Source organism: Hallerella succinigenes, assembly GCF_002797675.1.
Classification (GTDB): Bacteria; Fibrobacterota; Fibrobacteria; order Fibrobacterales; family Fibrobacteraceae; genus Hallerella; species Hallerella succinigenes.
In genome coordinates this window covers 951014-970676 of sequence record NZ_PGEX01000001.1, presented here as the reverse complement: position 1 = coordinate 970676, position 19663 = coordinate 951014, and the positions used below count along the sequence as shown (strand labels likewise).

Annotated in this window: 20 protein-coding genes; 13 read left to right on the top strand and 7 right to left on the bottom strand. The window is 50.6% G+C overall.

Annotated features, from left to right (window positions below):
• Positions 1-11 precede the first annotated feature (11 nt).
• From BGX16_RS04310 to nrdG, 3 genes are all read left to right on the top strand, one after another.
• Complete coding sequence (locus BGX16_RS04310; RefSeq protein WP_100424945.1) at positions 12-2354, top strand: Tex family protein; 2343 nt, start codon at positions 12-14, stop codon at positions 2352-2354.
• Between the two features lie 270 nt (positions 2355-2624).
• The gene (gene nrdD / locus BGX16_RS04305; protein ID WP_100426748.1) at positions 2625-4880 is read left to right on the top strand and encodes an anaerobic ribonucleoside-triphosphate reductase; all 2256 of its coding nucleotides are present in this window, start codon (positions 2625-2627) and stop codon (positions 4878-4880) included.
• Positions 4881-4891: 11 nt separating this feature from the next.
• Positions 4892-5413, top strand: a complete 522-nt coding sequence (gene nrdG / locus BGX16_RS04300; protein WP_100424944.1) for an anaerobic ribonucleoside-triphosphate reductase activating protein — start codon at positions 4892-4894, stop codon at positions 5411-5413.
• A 19-nt stretch (positions 5414-5432) separates the two neighbouring features.
• On the opposite strand, the gene BGX16_RS04295 is transcribed toward nrdG, so the two are convergent.
• Entirely contained in the window at positions 5433-6548 is a 1116-nt protein-coding gene (locus tag BGX16_RS04295; RefSeq protein WP_100424943.1) for an acyltransferase family protein, read from the bottom strand.
• 187 nt (positions 6549-6735) lie between these two features.
• On the opposite strand from BGX16_RS04295, the gene BGX16_RS04290 reads away from it, so the two are divergent.
• Positions 6736-7368 (top strand): hypothetical protein, encoded by a 633-nt coding sequence (locus BGX16_RS04290; protein ID WP_100424942.1) that lies wholly within the window; start codon positions 6736-6738, stop codon positions 7366-7368.
• On the opposite strand, the gene lnt is transcribed toward BGX16_RS04290, so the two are convergent.
• From lnt to BGX16_RS04275, 3 genes are read right to left on the bottom strand one after another with little or no spacing between them, the layout of a single operon-like run.
• Positions 7331-9199 carry an apolipoprotein N-acyltransferase gene (lnt, locus tag BGX16_RS04285; RefSeq protein WP_241899443.1) on the bottom strand — a complete coding sequence of 623 codons (1869 nt, stop codon included), beginning with the start codon at positions 9197-9199 and terminating at the stop codon, positions 7331-7333. The genes BGX16_RS04290 and lnt overlap by 38 nt on opposite strands.
• Positions 9196-9882, bottom strand: coding sequence for a 16S rRNA (cytidine(1402)-2'-O)-methyltransferase (gene rsmI / locus BGX16_RS04280; RefSeq protein ID WP_100424941.1), 687 nt, complete (start codon positions 9880-9882; stop codon positions 9196-9198). The genes lnt and rsmI overlap by 4 nt, the downstream gene beginning before the upstream one ends.
• A gap of 10 nt (positions 9883-9892) precedes the next feature.
• The gene (locus tag BGX16_RS04275; RefSeq protein ID WP_100424940.1) at positions 9893-10456 is read right to left on the bottom strand and encodes a hypothetical protein; all 564 of its coding nucleotides are present in this window, start codon (positions 10454-10456) and stop codon (positions 9893-9895) included.
• A 32-nt stretch (positions 10457-10488) separates the two neighbouring features.
• On the opposite strand from BGX16_RS04275, the gene BGX16_RS04270 reads away from it, so the two are divergent.
• A complete protein-coding gene (locus tag BGX16_RS04270; protein WP_157797865.1) occupies positions 10489-11220 on the top strand; it encodes a UDP-2,3-diacylglucosamine diphosphatase in 732 nt (243 codons plus the stop codon).
• A gap of 91 nt (positions 11221-11311) precedes the next feature.
• Here the strand turns inward: BGX16_RS04270 and BGX16_RS04265 are convergent, their stop codons facing one another.
• From BGX16_RS04265 to BGX16_RS04255, 3 genes are all read right to left on the bottom strand, one after another.
• Positions 11312-11731 (bottom strand): hypothetical protein, encoded by a 420-nt coding sequence (locus tag BGX16_RS04265; protein WP_100424939.1) that lies wholly within the window; start codon positions 11729-11731, stop codon positions 11312-11314.
• Between the two features lie 10 nt (positions 11732-11741).
• Positions 11742-12380: a hypothetical protein gene (locus tag BGX16_RS04260; RefSeq protein ID WP_106520349.1), complete on the bottom strand. Its 639-nt coding sequence runs from the start codon at positions 12378-12380 to the stop codon at positions 11742-11744.
• A gap of 76 nt (positions 12381-12456) precedes the next feature.
• The gene (locus BGX16_RS04255; protein WP_100424937.1) at positions 12457-13221 is read right to left on the bottom strand and encodes an alpha/beta fold hydrolase; all 765 of its coding nucleotides are present in this window, start codon (positions 13219-13221) and stop codon (positions 12457-12459) included.
• Positions 13222-13447: 226 nt separating this feature from the next.
• Between BGX16_RS04255 and BGX16_RS04250 the strand changes: the two genes are divergently transcribed.
• The 8 genes from BGX16_RS04250 to acpP all read left to right on the top strand — a co-directional run bounded on the left by BGX16_RS04250 (position 13448) and on the right by acpP (position 19621).
• Positions 13448-14323: a TIGR02147 family protein gene (locus BGX16_RS04250; RefSeq protein WP_100424936.1), complete on the top strand. Its 876-nt coding sequence runs from the start codon at positions 13448-13450 to the stop codon at positions 14321-14323.
• Positions 14310-15662: a hypothetical protein gene (locus BGX16_RS04245; RefSeq protein ID WP_157797864.1), complete on the top strand. Its 1353-nt coding sequence runs from the start codon at positions 14310-14312 to the stop codon at positions 15660-15662. Before BGX16_RS04250 ends, BGX16_RS04245 begins: the two co-directional genes overlap by 14 nt.
• Positions 15663-15784: 122 nt before the next feature.
• The gene (locus BGX16_RS04240) at positions 15785-16267 is read left to right on the top strand and encodes a YceD family protein (RefSeq protein ID WP_241899442.1); all 483 of its coding nucleotides are present in this window, start codon (positions 15785-15787) and stop codon (positions 16265-16267) included.
• 37 nt (positions 16268-16304) lie between these two features.
• The gene (rpmF, locus tag BGX16_RS04235; protein ID WP_100424934.1) at positions 16305-16487 is read left to right on the top strand and encodes a 50S ribosomal protein L32; all 183 of its coding nucleotides are present in this window, start codon (positions 16305-16307) and stop codon (positions 16485-16487) included.
• A 31-nt stretch (positions 16488-16518) separates the two neighbouring features.
• Positions 16519-17487, top strand: a complete 969-nt coding sequence (gene plsX, locus BGX16_RS04230; RefSeq protein WP_100424933.1) for a phosphate acyltransferase PlsX — start codon at positions 16519-16521, stop codon at positions 17485-17487.
• Between the two features lie 164 nt (positions 17488-17651).
• On the top strand, positions 17652-18575 hold the full coding sequence (fabD, locus tag BGX16_RS04225; protein ID WP_100424932.1) for an ACP S-malonyltransferase: 924 nt from the start codon (positions 17652-17654) through the stop codon (positions 18573-18575).
• Positions 18576-18583: 8 nt separating this feature from the next.
• The gene (gene fabG, locus BGX16_RS04220; protein WP_100424931.1) at positions 18584-19324 is read left to right on the top strand and encodes a 3-oxoacyl-[acyl-carrier-protein] reductase; all 741 of its coding nucleotides are present in this window, start codon (positions 18584-18586) and stop codon (positions 19322-19324) included.
• 51 nt (positions 19325-19375) lie between these two features.
• Positions 19376-19621 (top strand): acyl carrier protein, encoded by a 246-nt coding sequence (gene acpP, locus BGX16_RS04215; RefSeq protein WP_100424930.1) that lies wholly within the window; start codon positions 19376-19378, stop codon positions 19619-19621.
• Positions 19622-19663: the final 42 nt, after the last annotated feature.

Genomic DNA, 19663 nt, shown 5'->3' with positions numbered 1-19663 from the left:
GAATAGGAACTATGAATTTTTCGCAAGTCATCTCCCAAGAACTGAACTTAGAAGAATGGCGTGTGGCCAAAGCCTTGGAATTGATGGACCAGGGCGGTACGATTCCGTTTATTGCGCGTTACCGCAAGGACCAGACGGGAACGTTGAATGAAATCGAACTCCGTGACATCCAGCACCGCCGTGAATATTTGCAAGAAGTTGAAGACCGTAAGTCGACTATTTTGAAGTCCATCGAAGAACAGGGCAAGCTGACTCCGGAACTTAAGGCAAAGATCGAATCCTGCAAGGAAAAGACCCTTCTCGAAGACCTTTACGCTCCGTACAAGCCGAAAAAGCGTACCCGTGCGACGATTGCGAAGGAATGCGGTCTCGAACCGCTCGCTCGTATCATCATGGCTCAGGAAGAAACCTCCAATACGCCGGAAGAAATCGGCCGGATTTACCTCTCCGAAGAAAAGGGCCTTGCCGATCCGAAGGCGGCAATCGCTGGCGCCTGCGACATTCTCGCTGAAGAACTCGCTGACAACGCGACCTGCCGTCAGTATCTGCGTGCGCAGATCGAAAAGGAAGGCGTCATGACGTCGAAGGTCCGCAAGGAATTCGAAAAGCAGGAAACCAAGTTCAAGAACTACTACGACTTCTCCGAACCGGTTTCGAAGATTCCGAGCCACCGTATGCTTGCCCTTCGCCGTGGCGAAAAGGAAAAGGTTCTCCGTCTTTCCGTGGAAATGCCGGATGAAGCTCTTGTCGGTTACCTGCAGCGCCAGGTGATCAAGGGCGACAGCATCTGGAAACCGTATTTGGAAGAAATGTGCAAGGACGCTTGGGATCGTTTGCTCAAGACGAGCCTCGAAAGCGAAGTCCGCCTGATCTTGAAGGACAAGGCAGAAGAAGAAGCGTTCAAGGTGTTCAGCAAGAATCTTCAGGACGTTCTTCTCGCTCCGCCGGCCGGTCACCACGCCGTTCTCGCCCTCGACCCAGGCTTCCGTACCGGTTGTAAGGTGGCTGTTCTCGATAAGAACGGTAAGTTTATCGATCACGGCGTCATCTTCCCGCACGAACCGCAGAAGCGCGTCGCCGAAGCGGGCGATTATATCGCCGCTCTCGCTGAAAAGTACGAAGTGGACTTGATCGCAATCGGTAACGGCACTGCTAGCCGTGAAACGGACGCTTTTGTCGCCGCCATGAGCCACAAGTTCAAGGGAAAAAAGCCGGCCCGTGTGATCGTTTCCGAAGCAGGCGCTTCTGTGTATTCCGCAAGTCCGCTCGCTATTCAGGAATTCCCGAATGAAGACGTGACGACCCGTGGCGCGATTTCTATCGGCCGCCGTCTGCAGGATCCGCTCGCCGAACTCGTGAAGGTCGATCCGCAGTCGATCGGCGTTGGACAGTACCAGCACGATGTGAACCAGCGTGAACTCAAGAAGCGCCTCGACGAAGTCGTCGAAAGCTGCGTGAACATGGTCGGCGTGGATTTGAACAGTGCAAGTGCACCGCTTTTGACCCATGTGGCAGGTGTTTCGGCAACGCTTGCTGAAAATGTGGTGAAGTACCGCGAACAGAACGGTGCTTTCAAGAGCCGCCAGGACGTTTTGAAGGTGAAGGGCTTTGGTCCGAAGGCTTTTGAACAGTCGGCAGGCTTCCTCCGCATCCCGGGCGCCGAAAACCCGCTCGATTGCAGCGCCGTTCACCCGGAAAACTATGAACTCGTCGAACGTATGGCTGCTAAGGCCGGCGTCGCCGTGAAGGATCTCGTGGGTAACGCAAGCGCCATCAAGTCGCTTTCCCCGGATGAATTCCTTTCGGATACGGTCGGTAAGCATACCCTCGAAGACATTTTCTCCGAACTCGAAAAGCCGTCCCGCGACCCGCGTAAGGAATTCCGTTATGCAAAGTTCGATGATTCGATCAAGAGCATCAACGATCTCGTGACGGGCAGCTGGATGGAAGGCGTCGTGACGAACGTGGCAAACTTTGGCGCATTCGTCGATATCGGCGTTCACCAGGACGGCCTGGTGCATGTCTCTGAAATCAGCGATAAGTTCGTGGAAGACGCAAAGACCGTTCTTACGGTCGGCGATGTAGTGAAGGTGCGCGTCCTCGGCGTGGATGCAGGCCAGAAACGCATTTCCCTTTCGATGAAGCCCGAACAGGTCGATGGCGTCGCCGGTGCGGGACGAGCTCCGCGCAATGCGCGTGGCGGTCAGCGTCGTGAAGGCGGTATCCGTCCGCATGCGACCCTCGCCGATTTGAAGGCTCGTCTCGGCGGTGCAAATGCCTCTCAGGGCAAGGGAAATGCCCAACCGCAGAGCAAGCTTTCCTCGATGCTGAAAAAGTTCAAGAAGGGCCTGTAAACCGGGTGTGATAAGACTCACAAAAGCTCGGCCATGGCCGAGCTTTTTTCATATCCAAAATGGCGAATTTGAAGCGATTTTGAAGGACCGACGAGGGCCTACAAGTTCACGATGAAAGCTCCGAAAGCGGACCAGGAGGGGCGGTCCGATTTTGGTATATTTGGGTGCAAGACTACAGAAAAAAAGAAACATAAATTTTCGAAGAGGTGAAAAACGATGGCGATTTACGATGAATCCCTCGATGGTAACATGGACATTGAAGCTCCTCAGATTTACATCATGAAGCGTTCTGGGGAACGTGTCATTTTTGATGGTGAAAAGATTGCAAACGCGATTCGTAAGGCGAATAAGGAAGAAGGTATTCTTTCGGATAAATTAACCGAAGAACAGATCGCTGCGATTGTAAACGGTATCGAACGCGATGCCCGCAACGCAAGTCGCGACCTTTCTGTGGAAGAAATCCAGGACAAGGTGGAAAACTCCTTGATGGCGACGGGCAAGTTCAACGTGGCGCGTCTCTACATCACCTACCGTTACAAGCACAACGAACTTCGTAAGATGAGCAACATCGACCAGAAGATTTCGGGCATTGTCGAACGGGATAACGAAGAAGTCAAGCAGGAAAACTCGAACAAGAACCCGACCGTTCTCTCTGTGCAGCGTGACTACATGGCAGGCGAATGGAGCCGTTATTACACGAATCGTTACCTGCTCTCCGACGACATCGTGGCGGCTCACAAGGATGGCCTCATCCACTTCCACGACGCAGACTACTTTGCCCAGCACATGCACAACTGTTGCCTTGTGAACTTGGGCGACATGCTTGACAACGGCACGTGCATCAGCGGAACGCATATCGATACGCCGAGAAGTTTCAACACGGCTTGTACCGTGGCTTCCCAGATCGTGGCGCAGGTTGCTTCGAGTCAGTATGGTGGACAGACGATTACGATGTCCCACCTTGCTCGCTATGTGGACATCAGCCGTCAGAAGATTTCCCAGCGTCTGAAGGCGGAATTCGCCGAAGCAGGCGTCGATGTCGATGAAGAAAAACTCAAGAAGATTGTGGAAGACGAAGTCCGCCGTGAAGTGGAATCCGGTTGTCAGACAATCCAGTATCAGCTGATTACGCTTCAGTCGACAAATGGCCAGGCTCCGTTTGTGACCGTCTTTATGTACCTTCACGAAGTTCCGGAAGGACAGATCCGTGATGACTTGGCTTTGATTATCGAAGTCATGCTCAAACAGAGAATCCTCGGCGTGAAGGACAATCGCGGCTTTTACATCACCCCGGCCTTCCCGAAGCTCATCTACGTGCTGCAGGACGACAACATCGAAGAAGGTAGCAAGTACTTCTACCTGACAAAGCTCGCCGCGGAATGCACTGCAAAGCGTATGGTCCCGGACTACATCTCCGAAAAGATGGCTCTTGCGATGAAGGGAGACTGCTATCCGTGTATGGGTTGCCGCTCCTTCCTCACCCCGGACCGCTTTACGGATGCGCAAAAGGGTAACCTTGGCAATGCAAAAAATTACGTCGAAGGCGTTCACAAGTATTACGGCCGTTTCAACCAGGGCGTGGTGACGATCAACCTCGTCGATGCAGCCTGCTCTTCGGGTGGTGACGAAGCCAAGTTCTGGGAAATCATGAAGGATCGTTTGAACCTTTGCCACAGAGCTCTCCGTTTGCGTCACGAACGTCTTCTCGGTACACCGTCCGATGTCGCCCCGATCCTTTGGCAGGACGGAGCATTGGCACGTCTCAAACCGGGTGAAGTAATCGACCGTCTTCTTTATGATGGCTATTCGACGATTTCTCTCGGCTACGCAGGCCTTGCCGAATGCGTGTTCTACATGAAAGGCGTTTCGCATACGAGCTCTGCCGGTGACGCTTTCGGTCTCAAGGTCATGCAGCTCTTGAACGATTCCTGTGCCCAGTGGAAGGCCGAAGAAAATATCGACTACTCTGTTTACGGAACCCCGCTCGAAAGTACCACGTACAAGTTTGCCAAGGCTCTGCAGAAACGTTTTGGCAAGATTCCGCACGTGACCGACAAGAACTACATCACGAACAGCTATCACATCCATGTGACAGAAGAAATCGATGCGTTCGCAAAGCTTTCCAAAGAAGCGGAATTCCAGAGACTTTCTCCGGGTGGCGCTATCAGCTACGTAGAAGTGCCGAATATGCAGGACAACATCCCGGCTGTTCTCGCGATTATGAAGCACATCTACGACACGATTCTTTACGCAGAACTCAATACGAAGTCCGACCTCTGCGACGTCTGCGGTTATTCGGGCGAAATTCGCGTGGTCAAGGATTCGACGGGAAAGCTCGTTTGGGAATGCCCAAACTGCGGCAACCGTGAACAGGCGAGAATGCATGTGGCACGCAGAACCTGTGGCTACATCGGCACTCAGTTCTGGAATCAGGGTCGTACAGCGGAAATCGCAGACCGTGTGCTTCACATCGGTCTCGGTGAAATTCAGGAAACAGGCTCTGTGAATCCGAACGCATCTCACTAAGGTCGCGCCAGATGCATGTCGGTCAGATTTACAAAGTGGATTGTGCAAATGGAACGGGCATTCGTGTTTCGCTGTTCGTTTCCGGTTGCACCATCCATTGTAAAGGCTGCTTCAATGCTCAAACGTGGGACTTTAATTTTGGCGTCCCTTACGACGATAAAATCGAAAATTTCATTCTAAGCGAACTTTCGAAGAGCTACTACGAGGGCATTACCATCCTCGGCGGGGAACCTTTTGAACCGTCGAATCAAGAAACGATTGTGCAATTGATCCGTCGCATAAAAAAGGAACTTCCGAAAAAGAGCATTTGGATGTTTTCCGGCTACGTTTATGACCGCGACCTGATCGCGGGCGGAAAAAAACATACGGACGTCACCGATGAAATCTTGGATTCGATCGATGTTCTGGTGGACGGGCCTTTCATGATCGAAAAAAAGAATCTCATGCTCCGCTTCCGAGGTTCGGAAAATCAGCGCATTATCGATATGAGGGAAACCCGGAAAACGGGCGCCGTCGTATTGAGAATGGAATAGTTCAAAACGAGAAGCCTTTTCAGTGAATGGAAAGGCTTTCTTTTGCACTGATTTTTTCTTTGGAAATCAAACGGTACAATTTGCAACGGAACAGCGGGATCGCAAGGATAACGCCTATGATGACGATTGGAATCGAAATGTAGGCAAGCCCAGGCTTGTCGAGTTCCGCTTTGAAAACGATTCGAAGTACGAGCAGAATCCACCAGTGAACGGCGAGAATAATGAGGCCGTTGCGGGAAATGTTTCGAAGAATTCCTTTGGCGGTTGCAAAGCCTTTCCAAGCGGGCAAACGGTCCATCAGCAAAAACACGGAAACGAGCGATAAAATTCCAAAGCCTGAACTCGCAAGGAAGGATCCGATATTTTTTCCGAGATGGTTGTTCATGATACTGAACCACGGGCTCGCATTTTCAAAAAAGAGATAATGCCAAATAGAGACTGCGGCAACGAGAACGAGAATACAAGACTTTTGCTTTCCAAGAGCGATAATCGCATTTTTGCAAAGCGATCCGCAGGCAAAGAAAAAGAGCGTTGTACAGACCCGTTCAAATCCAAAGGGCAAGTGTACCTGGTAACGGTTCATCACCCATCCGGCGATAAGGCTTAGGACCGCGAGCAAAAAGGTTTTCCAAAAGTGTCCCCGGGTGATTTTTTGAAGCAGGTAAAATGCGACGCTTACACAAAAAAGATTGAACACAAACCAAATAGGCCCGGACCCGACCGAGGATTTTCCGACGACAAAAATCTTGAACAGGTTCCAACCGATATACTGCCATACATTTTGAATGTCGGGAACGATCCCGAGGAGCATCATCTTGGGAGACCGTGGATAATAAAGCTCAAAGTTGTACAGCACCGGATCCAAGGCTAAGAATAAAAGCGAAAGCAGCCCATACGGCAACAGCAAAACCTTCGCCTTGTGCTTTGTATAGTTAACAAAGGTCGGAAACCGGCGCGTGCTAAAGAGGGCTCCCGAAATAAAAAAGAAGGCGGTCATGCGGAATGCGCTTGCGTGGGAAAGTCCCATGTCGATGCTTGTAAAGGACTGCTCCACATGAAACAGGCACACGAGCAGAAGCACGCAGCCTTTGAATTCATCTATCCAACCGATTCTTTCATTTGTTGCGGAAGTCATATTTTAAAGGCAAAATTTATAAAAGATCGAAATTACGAGAGAAATTGTGCAAAACGATTATTCCGAAATGGACCGTTTTGAACTCCGGATTCGGCGTTTTTATTACGTACATCACATAAAATGTTGCGTAACGGAAAAGATGATTATATCTTTTTTTCAAAGAATGATTTTAATGCGAGGATAGCTTATGTCGAATTGGACGTGGCTTTCTGGATTGGCTTCGGATTTGAACGTTTGGGAAGATGAACTTTCCGTGGTCGATTTGGACGCTGAACACACATTTATTTCTTATGCGGAGGAGGTTCCTGTTTTGCAGGATCTGTATTCGCTGTCGGCTGTGAAAAATGCAGATGTGCTTGTCGGTATCGATTTTTCGGCTTTGGTCATGTTGAAAAATTTGGAGAATCGCCCGGCGAACCAGAAGTGGATTTTGCTCGCTCCGATTCTCGACTTTTGCCATGGAGAAGACGCCTGGCCTCAAAAGCAAGTGCTCTTGATGGCAAAGGAAGTGCAGAAGATGCCAAAGGTCGCTCTGCAGGGAATACTAGATCTCTTTGGCCCTTCCGAAGAAGTCAATCAGGATCTTTGGATGGAGACCGCTTTAAAGATCAAACCGGAATCGATTGCCAAGGGCTTCGAATATTTGGCGGAAGCCAAAATAGAAGAACCGGTATCTGTGCCGAATTGCGAAGTACGCTTCGGCAAGGATGACGAGTGGGTTACCGCTCCGGCTGTCGAAGCGGCGAAATCCCTTTTGAATGGCGCCCAGGTGACTGTGCGCCCTAAGGTTGGGCACTGGCCCATGTCTTTAATCGGATAAACAGCGCCGCAAGATAGGCAAAGAAGAATCCGAGCAGTCCATACTCGACTGCATCGCCTATGTGGAAATAAAGAGTATCCCTGGAGCGGAGTGGAATGCGACGTGTGATGACGCGTTCCGTGTAAAGCTCTGTTTTTAGATCTTCATGGCCGTACTGGTCGACGAATGCGGAAATTCCGGTGTTCGTGCAACGGACAATCGGATAGCCGTTTTCGATGGCGCGGTAACGTAGCTGGTTCAAATGCTGGGCTGCGGCGGTGCTTTTCCCGAACCAGCCGTCATTCGTGATGTCTACCATCAGGCGGGAGCCGTTACGGATGGAGCGTCTGGCTTCGGCACCGTAGATTGTTTCGTAGCAAATGAACGGGCTCCAGAAATACGGTTCAAAGACCGGGCGTTCCTTGCCGGGAACAAAGTTGCCCTGCCCAACGTCCACGTAATTCAAAATCGGGAACACGTCATCGAAGGGGAGCCTTTCGCTAAACGGCACCAGGTGCGTTTTGATGTAGCGCGTGTAATTCTTTTCGTCGGGGCGGAACAGGAAACCGCTGTTGTAAAGGTTTACCGGACGTGGCGGTTTTCCTTCGCGGTCAAAGTCCAACGCTCCGATGAAGAGACTTGTCTGCGTTCCCTTGATACGGTTCTTGAGCCAAAGCTTTTCACGGCTGCGGAACCTTATAAAGTCGGGAATCGCGGTCTCCGGAAGAACGACCAGGTCCAAGTCTCCGGATTTCCAATCGACGCTGTCGTTTACAATCTGCCAAGTCTTGGACACGACGGAATCGTAGTAGGCTTTGTTCCACTTGTTCGTCTGATGAATATTCGGCTGAACAACCGCAACCTTCGGGGCTTCTGCCTCGTTTTCCATATAGAACGGAGCCGCTTCCGGTTTAGAAAGCACAAAGCTTCCGTATCCAAAGAGCAAGGCAAAAATCGCAACCGGTGCGGCAATCAAAAACTTTTTGCCTTTCACGAAGGCTTCGGCGACCGCCAAATTGCTTGCGATGATGATGGCTGTGTAACCAAAAATGCCGATGATCGAAAGTGCCTGTAACAGCGGAAGTTGATTTCCCAAGGCGTACCCGAGATGGCTCCACGGAAAGCTAAAGTCTCCAATGCTCCGCGTCATTTCAAGACCCGCGTAAAAGAGCGGGAAGAGAATGAGCAGAACAGGAATACCCTTGATTTTTACATCGCGGGCTTTCACAAAAACCGCCGCGGCGATTGTATTGTAAACGCTGAAGTAAGAAATCAAGAGAATTAGACCGATCATGATCAAAACGGCCGGTCCCACGTTCATCACGTTGTAAATCCAATAGTAATTGATGACGTTGTAAATGAAGCCCGACCAGAACGAAGCGAAAAGAGCTGTCTGCATATTGGAGCGCAGAAGCACAATGAACCACGGCACAAGAAATACGAGGGCACCTGGACCAAGAGGAAGTGGCGGAAATGCAAAGGCGTAAAGTCCCCAGCTGAGCGAACTCATCGCCAGAGCCGCTAAAGAGAATCTTTCTTTAGCGCGTTGCACATTCCAAACGGCAAAATGGAACAGTCCGTAAAGCGCCAAAGGTACAAAGACCGTGGCAAGCTGAATCAGACCGACGTGGGAACGAAACGCGTAATCGATCGCAAGCGAAAGGAATCCGATGCCGCAGAAACTGTAAAGCATCTTTGAAAAATTCTTTCGAAAATCACGTTTGAAAATAAAGGGAAGCGCACAGAGAAATGGAATCAGTTGAGCCTTAAAAAGGTAAATGCCTTCCATGTCCGGATCGGACATAACAAGCGCAATGTTCAGGACTGCTTGGATAAAAAGGAAAAAAATCATAACCCACCCTTACCTTGCGGATGGAACAGGAGAACGTATTCGCCCTTGGGATTGCACTTCTTGTAATGTTCCAAAAGTTCGGAAGGTGTCGCCACCAGGTGTTCTTCAAACTTTTTGGTCAGCTCGCGCATCAGGGCGATAGGCGTTTCGCCAAAGACCTGCTGGATTTCACCGATAAACTTGACCAGGTTGTGCGGGCTTGCGTAAAAGATAAGTGTCGAGTCGGCGGTTTCCTTGAGCTTTTCAAGCAAGTGCAAACGTTGGGCACTCTTTTTCGGAGAAAAGTTCTCGAAGCGGAAACGGTCGGTCGGCATGCCGCTCGAAACGAGGGCGTTGATCATAGCACAGGCACCTGGGACGCTTCGCACATCAATGCCTTCACGCACGCATTCGCGTACCAGGTTAAATGCAGGGTCGGCGATGCCTGGAGTTCCGGCATCGCTGATAATCGCAATGTCGCCTTCGTTCTTCAGGTATTCCACGTATTTCGGTGTAACTTCTTCCTTGTTGAAGTCGTGATAGCTTTCCATCGGCGTGTGAATGTCGAAGTGGTCAAACAGAAGTCTCGAATGACGGGTGTCTTCGGCGAGCACGAGCGGTACTTCTTTTAAAATGCGCACGGCGCGGTAGGTCATGTCTTCAAGATTTCCAATCGGAGTGGCGACAACGTAAAGTGTATGCATAGTCTGAATTTTAGTAAATGTCCGAGCGGATGGATTCATCCACTGGGGTGTTTTGCAAAAGGGACTGTCTTAAACGTGCGATCAGCTTTCTGTGAATCATGTCGGCGCGTTCCTGCATGTATCCGCCGCGGTATGGACCGTACCAAAAAAGGCGCGGATGTTCTTCTTCCAAAAGTTCTGCACGTTCCACGCTCACGCTGTCGCAGACAAGTTCAGAATGCAACAAAAGGAAAATATCGTCTGCACGCGGCATGGCGGGCCAAAGCGGAGCAAGGACAAGGATTCCCAAGTACCAGAGGCTCGCATAATGCTCTTCCACGTTTCCGTCGAAAGAAAGCTCTAAGGTGCAGCCGTTCGGCACGGCGTCTTGTATCCCTTGCGCATAGGCGGTCTGTAAACGTTCCGGAAATTCGACCGTTTTGCCGTTTTCGCGGGCGTGAAAATGGATTGCGGATGAATCGGGCGAAGCAAAGGCTTTATCTGCAGAGGCATCTGCCGAAAAATCCGCATGGTAAAGCTTAGGCGCGCAAGCGGAAAAGAGAAGAACGGTCAAGATGCAAAGCCAGAATTTCACCCCTTAAAATTAGAATTATTAGATTTCAAAATATGGAAACCAAAGTCGCCTACTTCATTTCGGATGCGCATCTCGGCGTGAATCCTCCCGGATCCATCGAAGATCGCGAAGAAACTCTTGTTCATTTCTTAAAAGGAATGATTGGCGGTGCGTCGCACCTTTTTATCGTCGGCGATCTGTTTGAATTTTGGTACGAGTACCGCCATTACGTGGCTCGCGGACACATGCCGCTTTACCGCGTGTTAGGAGACTTGGTGGATTCCGGAACGGAAGTGCATTATCTGACGGGCAATCACGACTTTGCGCTGGGCGATTTTTTTTCGAAGGAACTTGGCGTACAAGTTCACCGTACCTACGTTGCAAAAAACATTCAGGGGCATGATATTTACCTGATGCACGGGGACGGTGTCGCCAAGGCAGACAAGGGGTACCGCGCCGCGAGAAAACTGATCGACGCCAAATGGGCGCAATTTCTTTTCCGTCAAATCCATCCGGACTGGGGAATGGACATTGCAACTTTTGTCGGTAGAAATAGCCGTAAGGCGGGCAAGGACCGCGTTATCGACATTTTCTCGTATCTCGATGCCGCTGCCGAAAGAATGCGAGACAATCACTGCGACATCTGCGTTCACGGGCATCACCATATTCCGGGCATTTGGGAAAACGCAGAAGGCAAGGTCGTTTCCCCGGGGCAGTGGCTTTTCCATTTGAATTATGCAAAGCTTGAAAATGGCGAAATTTCTGTTGTCCCATTTCAAAAGTAAGCGCTTCCAAAACTTCAAAGAAAAATGGCAAAAGAAAAAGTCCGGATGCGCACCCGAACTTTTTGTAAAGGTCGATCGAAAATTTAAAGGCTTACTGGTCCAAGCGTTCTTCGGAAGCGCCGCGAAGCTGCTTCGCCTTGTTCGTTCCCCAAAGTCTATCGACAAAGTCGAAGCTCAGGAACTTTTCCGCCCAGGTTTCCACCCAGCACCAGTGCATCTTTTCGCCGTTGTCGCCTTCGATCACCCAGTTGTCCGGAGCAGAGAACTTGTAAGTTTTCGGAGCCGGAGTGTCCCATTCATTCTGTGCGGCAGGCGTTTCGGTAATGATCCAAACGCGGTGAGCCGTCTTGTGGTAGATGAATACGTTGAAGGCGATGTCAACGATGATGAAGATGATTGCCCACTTGAAATTCTTCTTGGTCAGCAAAAAGATCACGAACAAGAGCAATAGCAGGGCAAATGCGCCGAAATTGTAATGGACGGGGTAAAACGCCTTGAAAATTTCGAACATGATTGAACCCCTATAGTTTGAAAGTCATGACGTTTCCCGAAATCTGGACGCAGTAACGCACATGAGATTCCGGAAGTTTGACGCCGAAAGAGTGGAACGTCCCCATCATAGAAAGACTGGCGTGACTTTCGATGGTGCGGATGTTGAGCAGGCCCTTCTTGCCGAAAGTTAATTTAAATGTCTTTTTCTTGGGATCGAATTCCGGAGTCGCCGTCGAATTCTTTATTGTGTTGAGAGCGGTGATGCAACGCTTGTCGAGGATCATCGTTCCGCGGGCATCGATAGAAATCATCGGAAGGCCTGCGGAATTGCGGCAGGCGAAGAGTTCCCACGCACCGGTCTTCTTTGAATTTTTCTTCTGGAAAATGATCTTGTCGTCTTCTTTCGTGAGTTCGACGTCTCCCGAAACGACCTTCATGCCGACGACGTTCATTGCGCCGCGGAGATACAGAAGATAAGTGCCGTTCGACGGGAGAATGCGGAAGGACGTTGCCTTGAGCTTGCTCGTCGGGATAATGGCGATTCGACCGCCGACCTTATCCACCATCAGATCTGCGTAAACGGCTGTTTTGAGTTTGAACTTTTCCGCGAGTTCTTTAGAGAAGCGAAGAAAACCACGGATATCCATTCTAGCTTTAAAGCTATCCATAACACTAAACCTCACCTTTTGGGGTACACAGGACTAATATTAAAAAATTCACCGAAATGGGACAAGATGATAAGTGTTACTTTGTTTTTATTTTTGTAAGCTCGGCCTGCATGACTTCTAGTAAAGAATTGCCTTCTCGCTCGACCAAGGTAAATTTTTTAGAATGCTTGTTCAATAAATTGCGTACAAGTTCACCACGACGAGGGTCGTCTGCGATGACGGTCGCCGGATTGGATTGTTCATCGCTAAAAATCATCCGCGAATGGGTCCTGCTCAGGAATTTCGGAAAGAAAATTCGGTAACGTGCCGATAAAGCGGAACTAAAACTCTCTGCAGGGTCAACGAGAAGGGCTCCTTTGCCAAGCCCGCTTGCAAAAGAATTGTACGCGGCGATCGCTCCCGTGCCATGACCGATGAAGATAAGGTCGTTCGAATGGGCGCAGCCGACCATTGCCCGAATGTCCGAGTCGTAATACTTTTCGCCTGGCGTTCCTTCGCTCCCGGCGGAACCGCGGTAGTTGAACGTGACAAGTCGAAATCCCGAAATCCTCTTTGCGTTGGCGAGGAAGGTCGCCGCATCTTCGCCACGGTCGGCAAAGTACAGTGCAGTTGTCGGCAGGGAATCGTTCAGGATCCAGCCCTGAAGCTTTTTGTCGTTTTCGACGTGGCAAAGGACGGCGTTGTCACGGAGCGCCGATTCGGAAGCGTCGTCGATTTCTGCACGGGGGAACGCCAGGCGGCGTTCCGACATAACCATGTAAAGGAGAAGGCAAACGTAGATCAGAGCGAAAATGCCGATCAGACGCAGAATCTTGAAAAGGATGTTCTTGAGAGCGTTCATCGCGCTACAAGATAAAAAAGAATCGCGACCTTTTGATAGATCGCGATTCTAGGGATGGGATTGGGTGTTCCTTGAAAATAGACAAAAAATCGCGCGAAGAGTAGAGGAGTTGTTCCCAAAAGTGTTCCCAAATTGTTCTTTTAACGAAATTTCGCTAAAAACTTACAAAATCTTTGCACAATTAGGTGTTCCCAAAAAATAGGAGAAAATATATTTTTAATGCGCTATGAACGTGTTCGCCTATTACAATTATCGAAAGTACCTGCAGGATTATTACGAGTACCGTAAGTCCGTACAACGGTATTTTTCGTATCGCGCTTTCGCTAAGCGAGCGGGCTACACGTCCAGCGGATTCTATCTTGATCTTGTGAAGGGCCGTAAGTCTTTGACCCCGCAAATGGTTCCCAAGTTCATCCATGCGCTTGGACTTTCCGAAAAGGAAGGCCGCTACTTCAGCTTGATGGTGGACTTCACCCATGCGGAAACCCCGGAATCGAAGCAGGTCATCTTTGAAAAAATGTCCGCCCTTCTTCCGCGTACGACCAAGGCGCTCTCCCGTCAGCAGATAGAATATTATAAGGAATGGTATTATGTCGCCGTCCGTGAGGCTCTGTCCGTTTTGAATGTTTCGGACAACTACCAGGATCTCGCCCTGTTCCTCAACCCGCGCATTACGGTTCCGCAGGCAAAGCAGGCGATCAAGCTGCTTTCGAATCTCGGCCTTATCGAAAAAGAAAACGGTTTTTGGCGTTCTGTCAACAAGACAATCACCAGTGGCCGAGAAATTCCACCGTTTATCGTTCACGACTTCCAAAAGAAAATGATGGACCTCGGCAAGGCTGCCGTGGACCGTTACAGTACCGAACGTCGTAACGTTTCGTGTACGACGATGAGCGTTTCTCCGCAAGGGCTTGAACGCATCATCCATAAAATTGATACATTTCGTAAGGAAGTGGTCGATATCGTCCGCTCGGACGATCATGAGTCGATGATCTGTGAACTGAATATCCAATTCTTCCCGCTCTCGAAGGAGCTCGAAGCTCTCCAGGAGAACGAAGCTCGAATGGATGAAACCGAAGGAGATTCCGATGATGAAGATTAGTCTGCGCATCTTCGCGCTTCTCCTCGGCGCTTTCGTTTTTTTGGCTTGTTCCGACAAGGTTGCAGGGACCGCGACCGATACGGAAAACACGATCGCTGGTACGGTGACCCTTGCCAACGGTTCTGCAAGAAGCGGGATCTCGGTGCGCCAGGTCGTGGCTCGTTCGGCTTCTATTTTGGACTTTATTGAAACGGAAACGGATTCGCTCGGCGCCTTTGCTTTCGACAGCACCATTGCCGATACGGTGAATTTTGAATTCCGCTATCATTCAAACGATTCGACACTCTCCGAAACGCAGATTATTCGCCATGTCTCTTCCAAGAGTGAAGACAGCCTGCGCGTAAAGCTCCGCGAATCGGCCTTGGTGGTGGGCGAACTGGAATATACGGGCAACGCCTCGTTCCTCGCAGGTTCGCACTTTAGGGTACAACTCGATTCGACGACGTTCTCGATCGACGTTTTCGCTCCGGATTCCTTTAAGATCGCTCTTCCGGAAGGCGCATACTCTTTGACGATCCTCCCGGCGGATTCGAGCGTGATTACAAAGCTCCGCTCCTCGGGCTATGCGGATTCGACGATTATCCGTAAGCTTTCGGTGATGGTTTCTGCCGGTGACACTTTGGATGTCGGCAAGCTGCGCTGGGACGCTTCGCAAAACGAACCGACCCAGGTAAAGATTTTGCAGGGCGTCGTCAAGAACGCAAACGGCAAGCCGGCGAAGGGCGTTTCGGTCCATGTAGTGACGGATCTTTACGGCTTTGGCGTTTTGGATAGCGCAGCCTTTGTGACGCAGGCTGTCACGGATTCGATGGGCGTCTGGCGTGTGGCTGCTCCGGCTTTTGATTTGATCGAAGACAGCTTCCGCGTGGAATTTCGCAGCAAGGATTCTGCGGGCGGCGTTCTCATGGGCCTTTCGGACTACATCGACAAGGACGATTTGGAAGAAGCAAAAGACACGCTCCATGTTTCGACGGTGACCCTTGCAAAAACTTCGAACTTCCTCGGCTCGGTCTTCCTCGTTGCAGAAGGCGCATTCACGCAGGATACCCTCTGCTGGGCGTACAGCATTCGAGTCGGTTTTCGTGGAACCAGTAACTTTAAAACGGTCAGTTCTTGCAACTCCATCACCATGGTGAATGTGCCGTCCGACTACCAGGATCTCGTCTTCTATTCGGGCGACGAACTGGTAATCCGCAATCTCAAGTCGGGCAAATTTGACCCTGCAGATTACGTCAAGAGCATTCGGGTGAACCTGCCTCATGGAGATACTTTGAAGTTCCAGGGCATCACTTACACCCCTCCGACGACCGCAAACGATGCGTTTGAAAGCGAGGAATAGCCGGAAAAGATCCCCTTTGAAGGTGTTTTTTGCCTCCTTTTATTGACTGAATAATTTTTTTCTAGTATATTTGCGCTACCTTGAGAATTGAGATTTCAAAAATTGCTTCCTGTGAAGGTTCTTTGCAGGCGAGTTTCGTAAAGGATAATTCCGATGCGAACGTTTTTGAAGAACTCCGTATCCAGGGTCCGCTTCAAGTTGAATTGACGGTCGTCCCCGAAGATTCGAACAAGTGGATGCTCACGGGGACTCTTTCTGGGGTACAGATTTTGGAATGCTCTCGCACGCTCGAGCTCTTCGACCATCCGTTTGAGACGCCGATTAGCTTTTGGGTGGAACTCACCTCGGGACTGGCAGAGCAGGAACTGGACGATTCGGACGATGAAATCTTTGGATTCCGCGTACCGCAGGTTCAGGACCACGTAGATGTGACCGAATGTGTTCGGCAACTGGTGATTCTCCAGGAACCCCTCCATCCGGTTAAGGACGATCCGGACAAGGCCTTCGTTTGGGAAATCGGCGAAAAGTCGGAAAAACCGAAGGAAGATCCTCGTTGGGAAAAATTGAAAGCGCTTAAGGCCAAGATGGAACATCCGAACGGATGATTCCGGAACCTTAAGCCGAACGATTAGGAGTTCAAAAATGGCAACACCAAAAAGAAAAACCTCTACTGCTCGTCGTGACAAGCGTCGTACGCACTGGAAGATCGAGATGCCGGCTCTCGCTACTTGCGACCATTGCGGTTCCGTAAAGCGTCCGCACCGCGTTTGCCCGGTCTGCGGTTATTACAACGGCGTAGAAGTCGTTCACATTCAGGAAGACTAATTTTTAAGAATTAGATAGGAGTTTACACACCATGATCAGCATTGCTCTTGATGCGTTTGGCGGTGATAACGCTCCGGACGTGGTTGTCCAGGGAGCCATCAACGCGGTCAATAGTTCTGAAGGAAAGTTTGCGATTGTTTTGTGCGGTCCTGAGGCCGAGGTCAAGGCAAAGCTCCAAGAATTCGGTTACGAAGGTAAGCTGATCCAGGTTGTAGACGCTCCTGAACTCGTTGCTATGGACGAACATCCGACTGAAGTGCTCCGCAAGAAGCAGCACTCCGGTCTCGTGATGTGCGTGGGCCTTCAGAAGAAGGGTCTCGTCCAGGCTAGCGTTTCTGCCGGTAACTCCGGTGCCATGATGGCATCCTGCCTCATGATTCTCGGCCGTACGAGCGAAGATTTCGCCCGTCCGCCTATCGGCTGCATTATCCCGAATGCCAAGGGCCGCAGCGTTCTCGTGGACGCAGGTGCCAACGTGGATGAAAAGCCGAACGTCCTCAGAGATTTTGCTCTCGCAGGTTCTGTCTTTGCAGAATCTTATCTCGGCATCAAGGATCCGAAGGTCGGCCTCTTGAACATGGGCGAAGAAGAAAAGAAAGGTCCGGTTTCCGTTCAGGAAGCGTACCAGCTTTTGAAGAATGCCCCGGTGAACTTTATCGGCAATATCGAAGGCCGTGATGTTCTTCTCGGCGAAGCGGATGTCGTTGTCTGCTCCGGTTACGTCGGCAACGTTCTTCTGAAGATGTATGAAGGTTTCTTTGAATTGCATACCAAGACGTTCGGCGTGATTGACACTCCGGCTGGTAAGCAGTTTAACGAAGCATGGGATTACCGTAACACGGGTGGAGCTCTTCTCCTCGGTCTTAAGGGTACCGGTATCATTGCCCACGGTCGTTCCGATGCTAAGGCTATCGAACAGGCGATTAAGGTTGCCTATACGTTCGCCGCGAACAATGTGCCGGAAAAGATCGGCAAGAAGCTCGCAGGTATCGAAGCTTAATGATGAAAAGTTCAAATCTGTTCTTGGTCCGTTTGGGTCAGTCTGAACAGACTTCGGATTTGGATTTTATTGAACAACTGTTTAAGATTTCGTCCGGAACATCTCGTTCTCGGACGATTTTTTGTTGTCGCAAAGCACTTAGTTAATATATCTTGGAGTAAACTATGTCTAAGACAATTTTTGTTTTTCCGGGCCAAGGCGCACAGTATGTGGGCATGGGCAAGGCTCTCTCTGAATCGTTCGTTCCGGCGAAGCAGCTCCTCGAAAAGGCTGACGATACTCTCGGCTTTTCGATTTCGAAGGTGATGTTCGAAGGTCCGGAAGAAGATTTGAAGATTACGGCGAACACTCAGCCGGCTCTCTTCGTCTCTTCCATGATGGTTCTTGAAGTTCTCAAGTCGGAAGGCGTTGACTTCGATTTCGTCGCCGGTCACTCTCTCGGTGAATATTCCGCAATCTGCGCTGCTGGAGGCTTCTCTTTTGAAGACGGCTTGAAGCTTGTGCGTCTCCGCGGTTCCTTGATGGCGAAGGCCGGTCAGGAACATCCGGGTTCCATGGCTGCAATCATCGGTGTTGACGACGACAAAATCCAGGAACTTTGCGACGCTGTGAAGAATGTCGGCATTGTCGTTCCGGCAAACTTCAACTGCCCGGGCCAGATCGTCGTGTCCGGTGAAGTCGATGCTGTGAAGGCTCTCGTGGACAATTGCGGCGCTGCAGGCGTCAAGGCTGTTCCGCTCGCCGTTTCCGGTGCATTCCACAGCCCGCTCATGCAGAGCGCTCAGGCGGGTCTTGCCGACGCAATTGCGAACACAAAGTTTAACGATCTCCAGAAACCGCTCATTGCAAACGTGACGGCTCAGACGGTGACAAGCGGTGCTGAAATCAAGGATCTCTTGGTGCGTCAGCTCGTGAGCCCGGTCCGTTGGAATCAGTCGATGGCATACGCGATTAAGGAACTTGGCGTGACTTCCGGTGTGGAAGTGGGTGTCGGTCACGTCCTCGCCGGTCTTCAGCGCAAGATCGACCGCGCAGTGAAGTTCACCGCGGTGGAATCTGTCGAAGCCGTACAGGCACTCAAAGCTTAAGGAAAACTATGATTGATTTGAAAGGTAAAGTTGCAGTTGTTACGGGTGCTTCCCGTGGCATCGGTCTCGAAATTGCGAAGACGCTCGCCGCTCAGGGGGCACGCGTCGCTGTGATTTCGACGCAGGAACGTCCGGAAATCGCAGAACAGATTGCGCAGGAAACGGGCTCTGAAGCAAAGAGCTTTGCTTGCGACGTTTCGGATGCAGATCAGGTGGCGGTCACCTTCAAGGCGATCCTCGAAGCTTTTGGCCAGGTCGATATTCTGGTGAACAATGCGGGCATTACCCGTGATGGTTTGATGATGCGCATGAAGGATGCGGATTTCGACGACGTGATTCGCACGAACCTTCGCTCCGCGTTCCTCTGCACGCGCGCTGTCGCCCGTCACATGATGGGGCGCCGTTCCGGTCGCATTGTGAACATGGCAAGCATCAATGGCATTCGCGCTCAGGCGGGTCAGGCGAACTATGCCGCTTCCAAGGCGGGCATCATTGGCCTCACCAAGACGAATGCGATGGAATTTGCTGCTCGTGGCATTACCGTGAATGCGGTCGCACCGGGTTTTATCGGTACCGATATGACGGCAAAAATCGCCCCGGAAGCCCTCGAAAAGTACAAGAATGCCATTCCGGTACAGCGCATTGGTGAACCGAAGGACGTCGCAAACGCGGTCGCTTTCCTCGTTTCCGATGAAGCTAGCTATATCACTGGACAAGTTCTGGGTGTCGATGGCGGCCTTGGAGCTTGATATTTTAAAAAAAGTTTCTAATTTTTCACAAAACCTCAAATGGAGTTAAAAATGACTGAAGAAGAACTTCTCAAGAAAATTACGGCTGTTGTCGTTGAAAAGCTCGGTGTCAAGCCGGAAGACGTGACTCGCGAAGCTTCCTTCGTGAACGATCTCGGCGCTGATTCCCTCGACCGCGTTGAACTCGTGATGGCTCTCGAAGACGAATTCGACATCGAAATCCTCGATGAAGATGCAGAAAAGTTCATCAAGGTTTCTGACGTTCTTTCCTACATCCAGAACAAGCTCAACAAGTAAGTTCTCGACTGTTCGGCGCAGCTCTTTTGTCAAACTCGTCCT

Excerpts from the sequence above, each read along its gene's own strand:
- fabD (WP_100424932.1), top strand. The coding sequence starts at position 17,652 with ATGTCTAAGACAATTTTTGTTTTTCCGGGCCAAGGCGCACAGTATGTG.
- acpP (WP_100424930.1), top strand. The coding sequence starts at position 19,376 with ATGACTGAAGAAGAACTTCTCAAGAAAATTACGGCTGTTGTCGTTGAA.
- BGX16_RS04290 (WP_100424942.1), top strand. The coding sequence starts at position 6,736 with ATGTCGAATTGGACGTGGCTTTCTGGATTGGCTTCGGATTTGAACGTT.
- rsmI (WP_100424941.1), bottom strand. The coding sequence starts at position 9,882 with ATGCATACACTTTACGTTGTCGCCACTCCGATTGGAAATCTTGAAGAC.
- rpmF (WP_100424934.1), top strand. The coding sequence starts at position 16,305 with ATGGCAACACCAAAAAGAAAAACCTCTACTGCTCGTCGTGACAAGCGT.
- BGX16_RS04295 (WP_100424943.1), bottom strand. The coding sequence starts at position 6,548 with ATGACTTCCGCAACAAATGAAAGAATCGGTTGGATAGATGAATTCAAA.
- BGX16_RS04260 (WP_106520349.1), bottom strand. The coding sequence starts at position 12,380 with ATGGATAGCTTTAAAGCTAGAATGGATATCCGTGGTTTTCTTCGCTTC.
- plsX (WP_100424933.1), top strand. The coding sequence starts at position 16,519 with ATGATCAGCATTGCTCTTGATGCGTTTGGCGGTGATAACGCTCCGGAC.
- BGX16_RS04255 (WP_100424937.1), bottom strand. The coding sequence starts at position 13,221 with ATGAACGCTCTCAAGAACATCCTTTTCAAGATTCTGCGTCTGATCGGC.
- lnt (WP_241899443.1), bottom strand. The coding sequence starts at position 9,199 with ATGATTTTTTTCCTTTTTATCCAAGCAGTCCTGAACATTGCGCTTGTT.
- BGX16_RS04245 (WP_157797864.1), top strand. The coding sequence starts at position 14,310 with ATGATGAAGATTAGTCTGCGCATCTTCGCGCTTCTCCTCGGCGCTTTC.
- fabG (WP_100424931.1), top strand. The coding sequence starts at position 18,584 with ATGATTGATTTGAAAGGTAAAGTTGCAGTTGTTACGGGTGCTTCCCGT.
- BGX16_RS04310 (WP_100424945.1), top strand. The coding sequence starts at position 12 with ATGAATTTTTCGCAAGTCATCTCCCAAGAACTGAACTTAGAAGAATGG.
- BGX16_RS04265 (WP_100424939.1), bottom strand. The coding sequence starts at position 11,731 with ATGTTCGAAATTTTCAAGGCGTTTTACCCCGTCCATTACAATTTCGGC.
- BGX16_RS04270 (WP_157797865.1), top strand. The coding sequence starts at position 10,489 with ATGGAAACCAAAGTCGCCTACTTCATTTCGGATGCGCATCTCGGCGTG.
- BGX16_RS04250 (WP_100424936.1), top strand. The coding sequence starts at position 13,448 with ATGAACGTGTTCGCCTATTACAATTATCGAAAGTACCTGCAGGATTAT.
- nrdG (WP_100424944.1), top strand. The coding sequence starts at position 4,892 with ATGCATGTCGGTCAGATTTACAAAGTGGATTGTGCAAATGGAACGGGC.